Source organism: Micromonospora acroterricola (assembly GCF_003172955.1).
GTDB lineage: Bacteria > Actinomycetota > Actinomycetes > Mycobacteriales > Micromonosporaceae > Micromonospora > Micromonospora acroterricola.
Genome location: NZ_QGKR01000126.1, coordinates 1 through 10,873, shown reverse-complemented (window position 1 = coordinate 10,873; position 10,873 = coordinate 1). Strand labels below are relative to the sequence as shown.

Annotated in this window: 12 protein-coding genes; 6 read left to right on the top strand and 6 right to left on the bottom strand. The window is 74.2% G+C overall.

Translation table 11 applies throughout. From position 1 onward, the window contains the following. Positions 1 to 123: 123 nt before the first annotated feature. Positions 124 to 993 (bottom strand): dihydropteroate synthase, encoded by an 870-nt coding sequence (folP, locus tag DKT68_RS04935; RefSeq protein WP_109816233.1) that lies wholly within the window; start codon positions 991 to 993, stop codon positions 124 to 126. Between the two features lie 155 nt (positions 994 to 1,148). Here folP and DKT68_RS32515 point away from each other — a divergent pair, with 155 nt between their 5' ends. The 4 genes from DKT68_RS32515 to DKT68_RS04915 all read left to right on the top strand — a co-directional run bounded on the left by DKT68_RS32515 (position 1,149) and on the right by DKT68_RS04915 (position 3,526). Beyond that, complete coding sequence (locus DKT68_RS32515) at positions 1,149 to 1,742, top strand: DivIVA domain-containing protein (RefSeq protein WP_109816236.1); 594 nt, start codon at positions 1,149 to 1,151, stop codon at positions 1,740 to 1,742. Beyond that, positions 1,739 to 2,236: an SRPBCC family protein gene (locus DKT68_RS04925; RefSeq protein ID WP_109816232.1), complete on the top strand. Its 498-nt coding sequence runs from the start codon at positions 1,739 to 1,741 to the stop codon at positions 2,234 to 2,236. The genes DKT68_RS32515 and DKT68_RS04925 overlap by 4 nt, the downstream gene beginning before the upstream one ends. A gap of 71 nt (positions 2,237 to 2,307) precedes the next feature. Continuing rightward, complete coding sequence (locus tag DKT68_RS04920) at positions 2,308 to 2,889, top strand: DNA-3-methyladenine glycosylase I (protein WP_109816235.1); 582 nt, start codon at positions 2,308 to 2,310, stop codon at positions 2,887 to 2,889. A 13-nt stretch (positions 2,890 to 2,902) separates the two neighbouring features. Continuing rightward, positions 2,903 to 3,526 (top strand): hypothetical protein, encoded by a 624-nt coding sequence (locus DKT68_RS04915; RefSeq protein WP_109816231.1) that lies wholly within the window; start codon positions 2,903 to 2,905, stop codon positions 3,524 to 3,526. 74 nt (positions 3,527 to 3,600) lie between these two features. Here DKT68_RS04915 and DKT68_RS04910 read toward each other — a convergent pair whose 3' ends face one another. Genes DKT68_RS04910 through DKT68_RS04895 form a run of 4 tightly spaced genes read right to left on the bottom strand, consistent with a single transcriptional unit; the run spans position 3,601 to position 7,828 of the window. Then, complete coding sequence (locus DKT68_RS04910) at positions 3,601 to 4,842, bottom strand: DUF1501 domain-containing protein (RefSeq protein WP_109816230.1); 1,242 nt, start codon at positions 4,840 to 4,842, stop codon at positions 3,601 to 3,603. 14 nt (positions 4,843 to 4,856) lie between these two features. Next, entirely contained in the window at positions 4,857 to 6,155 is a 1,299-nt protein-coding gene (locus DKT68_RS04905; RefSeq protein ID WP_109816229.1) for a DUF1800 domain-containing protein, read from the bottom strand. Between the two features lie 58 nt (positions 6,156 to 6,213). Next, the gene (locus DKT68_RS04900; protein ID WP_109816228.1) at positions 6,214 to 7,005 is read right to left on the bottom strand and encodes an enoyl-CoA hydratase-related protein; all 792 of its coding nucleotides are present in this window, start codon (positions 7,003 to 7,005) and stop codon (positions 6,214 to 6,216) included. Between the two features lie 4 nt (positions 7,006 to 7,009). Then, positions 7,010 to 7,828 (bottom strand): PaaX family transcriptional regulator, encoded by an 819-nt coding sequence (locus DKT68_RS04895; RefSeq protein WP_109816227.1) that lies wholly within the window; start codon positions 7,826 to 7,828, stop codon positions 7,010 to 7,012. Positions 7,829 to 8,018: 190 nt separating this feature from the next. Here DKT68_RS04895 and DKT68_RS04890 point away from each other — a divergent pair, with 190 nt between their 5' ends. Then, positions 8,019 to 8,186, top strand: coding sequence for a DUF3117 domain-containing protein (locus tag DKT68_RS04890; RefSeq protein WP_007455245.1), 168 nt, complete (start codon positions 8,019 to 8,021; stop codon positions 8,184 to 8,186). Between the two features lie 149 nt (positions 8,187 to 8,335). Next, on the top strand, positions 8,336 to 9,811 hold the full coding sequence (locus tag DKT68_RS04885; RefSeq protein ID WP_109816226.1) for a leucyl aminopeptidase family protein: 1,476 nt from the start codon (positions 8,336 to 8,338) through the stop codon (positions 9,809 to 9,811). Between the two features lie 6 nt (positions 9,812 to 9,817). Here the strand turns inward: DKT68_RS04885 and DKT68_RS04880 are convergent, their stop codons facing one another. Continuing rightward, positions 9,818 to 10,468: an O-methyltransferase gene (locus DKT68_RS04880; protein ID WP_269089831.1), complete on the bottom strand. Its 651-nt coding sequence runs from the start codon at positions 10,466 to 10,468 to the stop codon at positions 9,818 to 9,820. Positions 10,469 to 10,873 lie beyond the last annotated feature (405 nt).

Genomic DNA, 10,873 nt, shown 5'->3' with positions numbered 1-10,873 from the left:
GGCGCCGGCAGCAGCGGACGGACAAGTCCTCTCGAAGGCACAAAGCCAGTCAGGCCAAGAGTCACGTCCACTACTGCCGACCATCAGCCCATCACCTCCGGGCCAACCCGGCCAGCCTCACAGTCAGGCCAGGCCCCGGCGGGCCACCGCTGGCGGTCGGTCACCACGGATCGTGGCCACCATGTCGAGCACCCGACGGGTGGGCGCGACCTGGTGGGCCCGGAACACCCGGGCGCCGAGCCAGGCGGAGACCGCCGTCGCCGCGAGTGTCCCCTCCAGCCGTTCGGCCACCGGCAGGTCCAGCGTCTCCCCGATGAAGTCCTTGTTGGAGAGTGCCACCAGCAGTGGCCAGCCGGTCCCGGTCAACTCGTCCAGCCGGCGGGTGATCTCAAGGGAGTGCCGGGTGTTCTTGCCGAAGTCGTGTGCCGGGTCGATGAGGATGCCGTCGGGGCGTACCCCCGCCGCCACCGCGCGCTCGGCGAGCCCGGTCACCGTCGCGACCACGTCGGAGACCACGTCGTCGAAGGCGGCCCGGTGCGGTCGGGTCCGCGGGACCAGCCCGCCGGCATGCGAGCAGACCAGGCCCGCGCCGGTCTCCGCGGCCACCCGGGCCAGCGCTGGGTCGGCGCCCGACCAGGTGTCGTTCAGAAGGTCGGCGCCGGCGGCCACGGCCTCCACCGCCACCTCGGCACGCCAGGTGTCGATGGAGATCACCACTTCCGGGAACGCGGCCCGGACGGCGGCGATCGTGCCCACCGTGCGCCGGATCTCCTCGGGAACGTCCACCTCTGCCCCGGGGCCGGCCTTCACCCCACCGATGTCGATGATCGCCGCGCCCTCGGTGACGGCCCGCTCGACAGCGCGCAGCGCGCTGTCGGCGGCGAAGGTGGCGCCCCGGTCGAAGAACGAGTCCGGCGTGCGGTTGACGATCGCCATCACCACGAGCTCGCCGGGGGCGAACGTCCGCCCACCCAGCCGAAGCGCACCGCTCATGCCCGCCTCCTGAGAGTCCGCACCGTCGCCGCCGCGCCGGCCGGTCCCGACGCTAGCCGGTCGGCCGACCGGAGCGCCGGGTGGCGTCGGCGCTGATCATGATCGGGGTGGGTGGCGGGCTCGCTCACGGCCGGTCGTCGTGCCACGATCAGTGCATGGGTCAGCTTCTGCTCCTCCTGGTCGTGGCGTTGACCGTCGCGGCGGTGGTATTCGGCGTGACGGTGCTGGTCAGCGGCCGTGATCCCGGTCTGGTGCCCGCCGAACCGGACTCGCGGGCCGTGCCGTTGCCGGGCAGCCGGCCGCTGCGCGAGTCCGACGTGGGCGCCGTCCGGTTCGACACCGGGTTGCGCGGGTACCGGATGGCCCAGGTCGATCAGGCGATGCGCCGGGCCGCCTACGACATCGGCTACAAGTCGGAGCTGATCAACGTGCTGGAGGCGGAGGTCATCGCGTTGCGCGAGGGCCGCACCGCCGACGCGGACGTGCTGCGCCAGGCCCGGGAGCAGTCCGCCAGCGTGGCGACGACCGAGGAGGCGAAGGCCGGGTCGGACGGCGACGTCGCATCCGGCGCCGTCCCGGTCGGTTCGGCCGGCGCTGGCCCGTTGCCCGACGCCACGTCCTCACCGGCCGATGCCGACGGGGTGGCGCCGGCCGACGACGTGCCGGCCGACGACGACCCGGCCGACGACGTTCCGGCCGGCGAGGCGGGACAGCAGCACGGAGCGGTGGTTCGGTCGGAGTCGGCGTGACCGGCCCGGAGGGCGCCGACGATCTCCGCGAGGCCGCCCAGCCCGGTGCCGGCGAAGTGACCGCCACGGTGATCGTCCACGCCCCGGCGGAGCGGGTCTTCGCGGCGCTGCTCGCCTGGGAACGTCAGTCCGACTGGATCCCGTTCACCCGCGTGGCGGTGGTCGAGGGCGACGGCCGTGAGGGCAGCCTGGTCGAGGCGGTGACCACGCTCGGCCCGCTGGTGCTGCGCGACGAGATGCGGGTGGTCCGGGTCGACGAGCCGTACGAGATCAACGTGGTGCACTGCGGCCGGCTGCTGCGCGGTCCGGGCGTGCTGCGCTGCACCCAGATGGCCCGGGACCGCACCCAGGTGGTCTGGCACGAGTGGTTCCACGTCCCGGGCGGCCGGGCCGGTCAGCTGGCGTGGCCGGTGCTCTGGCCCGGCTCCAAGGTCAGCCTCACCCAGGCGCTGAAGAGGTTCGCCCGTCTGGTCGAGCAGGGCCGGCTGCCCTGACCGCGAACGGGGCCTGCCCGACGTAGGAGCGCGACCCGGGGCTGTCGGCGGCATGCCCTAGCGTGTACGAGGTGACTGACCTGGTGATCGGCGCCGACGGGCTGCCACGCTGCGCCTGGGGAGCGAGCACCCCCGACTACGCCGTCTACCACGACACCGAGTGGGGGCGGCCGCTGCACGGCGACGACGCGCTCTACGAGCGGATGACCCTGGAGGCGTTCCAGTCCGGCCTGTCCTGGCTGACCATCCTGCGCAAGCGCCCCGCGTTCCGGCTGGCCTTCGACGAGTTCCGGATCCCGACCGTCGCCCGCTACGGCGACGCCGACGTGACCCGGCTGCTCGCCGACGCCGGCATCGTCCGCAACCGGGCCAAGATCGAGGCGGCGATCGCCAACGCCCGCGCCGCCCTGGAGGTGCCCGAGGGGCTGTCCGCGCTGCTCTGGTCCTTCGCCCCGGCGGCCCGGCCGGCCCGTCCCGCCTCGTTCGCCGAGCTCGCGGCCATCACCCCCGAGTCGACGGCGATGGCCAAGGCGCTCAAGAAGCGCGGCTTCCGGTTCGTCGGCCCGACCACCGCGTACGCGCTCATGCAGGCCACCGGCATGGTCGACGATCACATCGTCGGCTGCCACGTCACGCTCCCACCGGCAGCGTGATGGGATGGCAGGCATGACGACCGAGACCGCGCACCGGGCCGGCGAGGCCGGCCACGCCGACGGCACGGGCACCTGGGCCGTGCTGCTGCCGGCCGAGCGGTACGAGGCCGAGCGGCTCGTGCACCACGACACGCTGGAGATGACCGGCCTGACCGGCGTCGCCCGGCCCGGCCCCGGTGACCAGGTGGCGGTGCTGGCCGACTCGCCGCCCCGGCTGGTCGCGCTCGGCCGGGTCGCCGCGCCGGTCCGGCGCCACCGGGAGGACGCGGACGACCCGCAGTCCCCGGTCGAGCCCGAGACGCTCGTCGTCGCGTACACCCGGCGGGCCTTCGACGAGCCGGTGCCGGCCGGCCGGCTTTCGCTCGACGGGCCGGTGACCGCGCTGGCCCCGGCGGCCTTCCGGGCGCTGGCCGACCGGCTCGGCCCGCCCCCGGCCCGGCGCACCTGGCTGGTCAGCCTCGACCTGCCCATCGAGGCCGGCACGCCGGCCGAGGCGGTCCGGCTCTTCTGGTCCTACGTGCAGGAGCTGGGGCCGCGTGAGCTGCCCGCCTTCGTGTCGCCGTCCGGCGACGAGATGGCCATGCAGGCGTTCGTGCTGGGCGCGGAGGCCAACCAGGACCCGGAAGAGGACGACTAGGGTCTGTGTCGAAGTCCTCGGTCGAGCCGAGGCCTGGGCCCGCCGCAGGCCGGCCAGGGGCTTCGACACAGACCCTAGAACAGGCCGCCCAGCCGCCCTCGCCAGTCGGCGAGCACCGGGCCCGGGTCGGTGTCCAGCACCCGTTCCAGCAGCGTCGCGTAGACGTCCCGGAAGTCCGTGGTGTATTTCAGGTCCCCGTCGTCGAGGTCGGTGAGGCTGGGCGGCGCGCCGTGCCAGCCGCCGCGCACTCCGGCGCCGAGGAGCAGCAGGTCCGAGGCGGTGCCGTGGTCGGTGCCATCCGAGGCGTTGGCCCGGACGCGGCGACCGAACTCCGAGTAGACCGCCACGACCACCTTCCGCCCCGCCTCGGTGCGGCTCATCCGGTCGGCGAACCCGGTCAACGCCCGGTCCACCTGGCCCAGCAGGACAGCCTGCAACTGCTTCTCGTCCGCATGGGTGTCGAACCCGCCCAGGGACACCGAGAAGACCCGGGTGGACACCTCGGCCTCGACACACTGGGCGACCAGATCCAGCTGGGCGTCCAGGGGTGTCCGTGCCCCGCCGGTGGCCGTCGCGGGCGCCTGCTCGCCGTCCGGGTCCGCCTCGTCGGTCTCCGCGGAGTCGCGGACCTGGCGGATCATCTCGTCCACCGACCGCAGGTCGGCGAAGCAGGCGGCGGCACGGCCCCGGGCCGCCGACTCACCCGCCTCGGGGGCGGCGAACGCGGTCAGCGTCTCCGCTGGCAGGCCCTTGGCGGCCTTCCGTTCGGCGACCGGCACCGCGGCGCCCGCGCTCCGCGCCCCGGCCAGCAGCGGCGGCAGCGCCGGCTCGAAGGAGACCGCCAGCCGGGGATCACCGCCCGCCCCGTCCAGCCAGCGACCCAACCAGCCGGTGTTGCCCGGCCGATCCGGTTGCGCGGTGTGCCAGATGTCCATCGAGCGGAAGTGGCTGCGGTCCGGCTTCGGGTAGCCGACCCCGCGCACGATCGCCAGTCCGCCGCCGGACCAGCGCTGGTGCAGGCCGGCCAGCGCCGGGTTGAGCCCGAAGTCGTCGTCCAACCGGAGTACCTCGTCGTCCGGGTACGCCAGCTCCGGGCGGGCCGCCCGGTAGGCCGGGTCCCCGTACGGGATGACGGTGTTCAGGCCGTCGTTGCCGCCGTAGAGGGTGACCAGCACCAGCGTGCGGGACCGCGGATCGCGGTCCCCGGCGGTGTCCAGCAGGTCCCGCAGCCCGTACGCGCCGGCCCCGGCGGCCAGCGCGCTCGCGCCGACCACTCCGCTGGCGAGCATGAACTTCCGGCGGGTCAGGGTGTCCATCGTGACTCCTCCGCTCAGCTGACGGTGTACTCGGGGCTGACCAGGCCGGCCGCCAACAGTTTTCGGGGCTCGCCGGCCAGCGGCGTCAGGGCGGCGCGGGTCCGCGCACCCCATGCGTCGACCACCAGCAGCCGGGCCAGGGCGTCCGGCCGGCCGGCGACCGGTGCGGCGGTCAGCCGGGCCAGCACCGCCGGTGCCGTGGCGGCGGCCAGCATCCCGGCCGTCCGGAGCCGAGCCTGCAACGACGACGTGGTCAGCCAGGCGGCGCCGGCCGGCCAGCCGCCCACGCTGGGCGGCCGCAGCGGCACCTGGTCCAGCGCGTTCAGGCCGGCCAGCAGTTGTTTGCGTTGCTGCTCCGGCAGCTTGGACGGTCGAATGCCGAGTTGCCGTAGCGCGCCGACAACCCACTCCACCGGCTGCTTGACCAGGGTGCCCCGGGTCTGCGCGAAGGCCGGCGAGGAGAACAGCGTGCGGAGGGTGGCGACGGTGTCCGCACCGGCCAGACCGGCCGGCGGCGGGACGTCGGAGCCGGCGTAGCGGAACCAGAGCCGACCGGCCACGAACGTCGCCGCCGCCGGCTGGGCGGCCAGCAGCCCGGCGTACGTCTCGGCGTCGAACCGGCCGGTACGCCCGAGGATGGTCTTCTCCCCGGGGTCGTGCCGGCGGGCCTCGAACCGTGCGACGCCGGTGCGCCGGTCCACCACCCAGCCGGTCAGTGCCCGCGCGCCGGCCTTCACGTCGGCCTCGGTGTAGCTGCCGATGCCGAGGGTGAAGAGCTCCATAAGCTCGCGGGCCAGGTTCTCGTTCGGTGCCTTGCGGGTGTTCTTCTGCCCGTCCAGCCAGAGGATCAGGGCAGGGTCGCGCACCATCGCGGCGACCAACGGGCCCAGGGGCCCGCGGGCGTGCCGGCGCAGCGTCTCCAACTGGCCCAGCATCAGCCGCGCCGATTTGACCTTCTGTGCGCTGGTCGCCCAGTGCCCGTGCCAGAAGAAGAGCAGCTTCTCGCTCAGCCCGTCCTCGGCCGCCACCATCCGGTCCAGCCACCAGGAGGTCAGCAGCTGGAGCTGTTCCCGGCGTTCGGTGTTGGCCTTCTGCCGCTGCTCGCGGCTGGATTCCTTGCTCAGCGCGGCGTACGGGTCCGGGGGCAACGCCGGGACCGGGGTGGCGGCTGCGCCCCGGTCCGCCCGGTTCGGGTTGAGGAGGCGGTCCAGGGTCGCCGCCGGCCCGGCCCGCTCGGCCGCGTCCACCTCGTCGGCGGTCGGCCCGAAGGTGGCCCGGCGCAGCAGGTGCGCCACCGCTTCACGATCGGTCATGCGGGCGACGCTAGGCGGCCCGTGTTCGAGGACGGTAAGGGCGGGGTGCGAATCGCGTTCAGTGTCCCTCGAAGACCGGTTTCTGCTTCGCGACGAAGGCGAGCGTGGCTGCCCGGTGATCGGTGGTGGCGCCGCAGATGGACTGGGCCTGCGCCTCGGCGGCCAGCGCGTCGGCGAGGGTGCCGGCGTCGGCGATGGAGAGCTGCCGCTTGATCGCCCCGTACGCGACGGTCGGGCCGGCGGCGAGGCGGGCGGCCAGCTCCTGCGCGGCCGGCAGCACCTGCTCGTCGTCGTCCATCAGCCGGTTGAGCAGCCCCAGCCGGCAGGCCTCCTGGGCGGGGACCGGCTCGGCCAGCATCAGCAGTTCGATGGCCTTGGCGTGGCCGACCAGCCGCGGCAGCGTCCAGGACGCGCCGGTGTCGGCGGCGAGACCGACCTTGGCGAAGGCCATCAGGAAGCTGGTGGTCGGGCCGCCGATCCGGATGTCGGCGAGGAACGCCAGCGAGGCGCCCGCCCCGGCGGCCATCCCCCGCACCGCGGCCACCACCGGCTTGGGCAGATTGGCCAGCCGGGCGGCGATCGGGTTGTAGTGCGCCCGGACGGTGCCCAGCGGGTCGCTGGCGGAATTCTCCAGCGTCGACACGTGCTCGCGCAGGTCCTGCCCGGCGCTGAACGAGCCGCCCGCGCCGGCCAGCACGACCGCCCGGCAGGAACGGTCGCTCTCCAGCTCCGCGAGGGTGTCCCGCAGCGCCTCCTTGAGCGCCACGTCGAGCGCGTTCATCGCCTTCGGCCGGTTGAGCGTGAGGGTGACGACGGCGTCGGTCCGGTCCACCAGCAACGGCTCGGTCACGTGTCTAACGACCCTTCTGTCGGACGATGCGGTTGCCGGCGTCGAGGCACTGCTCGACGTACCGGTCGGCGGCCGGACGCAGGCGGGCCGCGTGCCGGTCGAAGAAGCTGGCAGCGGCCGTGCCGGGCCAGCGTTCGGGCAGCAGCGCCGGGGGCAGCTGCGGGTCCCGGAACAGGAAGGTACGCCACGCGTGCACGAGCCGGAACCGGGCCGCGTACGCCTCCTCGTCACTGCTGCGGGCCGTCACCGCGCCGAGCAGTGGGCGCTGGTCGGCGACGAACCGTTCGTAGGCGCGGCCAATCTCCGAGAGGTTCCAGGCTCGGCGGACCACGCCCATCGCGCCCGGGGTGCCGGAGAAGTGCGAGGCGGTGAACCGCTCGAACCGGACGCCGGCCTCGGCGAGCAGCAGGTCGACGTCCTCGGCCGGCCGGGTGGCCACCCAGGTCTGCTCGTCCAGCGTGCCGTAGCCGAGGAAGCTGAGGTTGGCGGCGAGCCGCTGTCGGTCCCGGCGGGAGCCGGGGGCCTCCAGCACGAGCAGATCGAACCGGCCGTCCCAGCTGACCCGGCCGGTCCGGTAGATCCGGGCCGCCGCCTCGTCCAGACGTCGGGCGGCTTTCGGTGTGATCGAATATCCCGGCCCGGACGCCAACCGGAGCGGATCGAGCCAGCCCTGGCGCACCATCCGGGACACGGCGGTGCGCACTGCCGGCGGCGCAATTCCCAACGGCGCCAGTAGCTTGACCAGGGCGGCGACCGGTGCCCGGCCACCCCGCGGTCGGAGGTGGTCGCCGTACAGGTCGAAGAGTGCCGACCGTGCCTGCATGACCGCACATTGTGACAGGCCTTCTCAAGATAAGCTAGATGCTGTTACATCAATGCTGCTCCGGTTTGGGTCCGGCGGTGTTCATCAGGGAAAATCGTTAATCGACACCCCCGCGACGGTTGCGGGTGGTCGTGACGAAGTGGCTGTGGGGCAACCCACCGACCCTGGTGTAGGTCTGAGGGGAGACAACATGGCGGCGATGAAGCCGCGGACGGGCGACGGTCCGCTGGAAGTCACCAAGGAGGGCCGGGGCATCGTCATGCGTGTCCCGCTGGAGGGCGGTGGCCGGCTCGTCGTCGAGATGACTCCCGACGAGGCCAACGCGCTCGGTGACGCGTTGAAGGCGGCTGCCGGCTGAGTGAGGAGTGGTCCGGGCGGTGTACACCGCCCGGAGCGTTCCTCGGTCCCTGAGCCACCGGCATCGCCGGTGGCTCAGGGTCTTCATCTGCGCGGACAGACGGGCGCGGTCCCGCTCCGCGCGACACTTTTCTGGAGGTACGGTTCCGCGTGCTCGCCATCCGACCGATCGTCGAGCCTGACCGGCTCGACGTCCTCGTCCTGCCCGTCCGTCCCGCCGATCCGGCAGCGGACGGCGAGGCGTCCGCCGAACCGGCGCCGACCGCCGTGGCGCTGCCCGACGGCACCGCCGACGAGGCCGCCGCGCTGGTGCCGGTCACCCGGCTGGCCGGCCGGGCCGGCGAGATCCACGCCCAGCTGCGTCCCGGGCGTACCCCCGGCCGGCTGCTGCTGCTCGGCATCGGCGACGGCGGCGAGGCGGCCTGGCGAACCGCCGGAGCGGCCCTGGCCCGCGCCGCCGCGGATGAGACACACATCACGATCGCGCTGCCGGTCGACGCGGGTACGGCCGTGGTCCGCGGGTTGACCGAGGGGCTGCTGCTCGCCTCGTACCGGTTCCGGCTCACCGAGGCCGGCGACCGTGCCGCGCTCGACGCGGTCGACCTGCTGCTCACCGACCCGGCGGCGCACGAGGCCACCATCGCCACGGCCCGGACCACCGCCGCCATGACCCGCCTCGCCCGCGACCTGACCAACACCCCCTCCTCGGTGAAGAACCCCCAGTGGTTCGCCGACCAGGTGGCCTCCGCCGCGACCGACCTGCCGGACCTGCGTCTGCGGGTCCGAGGGCCGGACGAGCTGGCCGCCGAGGGCTTCGGGGGGATCCTTGCCGTGGGCGGCGGCTCGGCCAGCGGGCCCCGCCTGGTCGAGCTGGACTGGCACCCGGCCGACGCGCGTACGCACGTGGTGCTGATCGGCAAGGGCATCACCTTCGACACCGGCGGGATCTCGATCAAGCCGGTGCCGGCGATGAAGCTGATGCGCAAGGACATGGCCGGCGCCGCGGCGGTCGTGGCGGCAACCCTCGGCGCCGCGACGCTGCGGTTGCCGGTCCGGGTCACCACGCTGGCCCCGCTGGCGGAGAACATGGTCAGCGGTTCGGCGTTCCGCCCCGGCGACGTCGTCCGGCACTACGGGGGGACGACCAGCGAGACGACCAACTCCGACGCGGAGGGCCGGCTGGTCCTCGCCGACGCGCTGGCGTACGCGGTGCGGCAGCTCGAGCCGGACCTGCTGGTCGACCTGGCCACCCTCACCGGGGCCAACGCCGTCGCGTTGGGCAAGCGGACCGCCGCCCTGTACAGCGAGAACGACCAGCTGGCCGCCGACGTGCTGGCCGCGACCGAGGCGGCCGGCGAGTCGGCCTGGCGGATGCCGCTGCACACCGACTACGTGGAGTACCTGGGCAGCGAGATCGCCGACCTGTACAGCGCGCCGGCCCAGGGGGCGGGGTCGGTGCTGGCCGCGCTCTACCTGCGCGAGTTCACCGGCGACCTGCGGGACCGCTGGCTGCACCTGGACATGTCCGCCCCGTCCTGGGCGGACAGCGACCAGGCCGAGGTCAGCCGCGGCGCCACCGGATGGGGTGTCCGCTCGCTGCTGCGCTGGCTGGCCAGCGTCGACTGACCAGGGTCAGCACTTCACGGCGGCGAGCACCCCGTTCCCGACCGGGAGCAGCGCCGGGATCCAGTGCTCCGACTCCCGGACCGCCTTGATCGTCTCGCGGACCGTCACCGTCTCCGCGTCCCGGGCGGCCGGGTCACCGATCCGGCCACCGGCCAGCATGCCGTTGAGCGCGAGCACGCCGCCCGGGCGCAGCAGCCGCAACGCGGCTTCCACGCAGGCGTGGAAGCCGGTCGCCTCGGCGTCCACGAAGACGAGGTCGTACGCCCCGTCCGCGAGCCGGGGCAGCACGTCCAGCGCGCGACCGGTGATGATCCGGGTGCGACCGGCGGCGAAGCCGGCCTCGGAGAAGATCCGGCGGGCGATCCGCTGGTGCTCCACCTCCACGTCGATGGTGGTGAGCACGCCGTCGGCGCGCATGCCGCGCAGCAGCCAGAGCCCGCTCACCCCGGTGCCGGTGCCGATCTCCACCACCGCCCGGGCGTTGCCGGCCGCGGCCAGCAGCCGTAGCGCCGCTCCCGCCCCGGGGGTGACCGCGTCGAGGCCCACCTCGTGGGCCAGGCTGCGGGCGGTGCGCAGGACGAGATCCTCGGTGACGTACGACTCGGCGAACTGCTGAGCCTGGGTCGTCGAACTGCCGGAACCGGCGACCGTGGCGATGGGGCACCTCCGGGGGCGGTGCGTGGTGCGGGGCGGGTTGGCACTGTGAGCGTAGAGGCGACCGCCGAGCGGCGCAGCCGCGCCTCCGCCCCCAGCGATCACCGGTGGCAACCGCTGACTCCACCGCGTGCATCCGTGCAATCCTGGAGGCGGTATCCCGTCAGCCGCGACCGTGCCGGTCGGTGGCCGGGCGACGCGGCGCGGGATCCGGGGACGGACTGGGAGGCACCGACGTGACCGACGGCTGGGACTGGCGCCGGGGCGGTGAGACTCCGGCTCCGGCGCGCCCGCCCGGGGCAGGGGCTCCGCCTGCGGGGTCGCCGACCGCGCCGGGGGCCGCCAGCGCGCCCGCGGCGTCGCCTGGCGACGCATCCGTGGCCGGCGGCCCGTCGGCCACGGATGCGT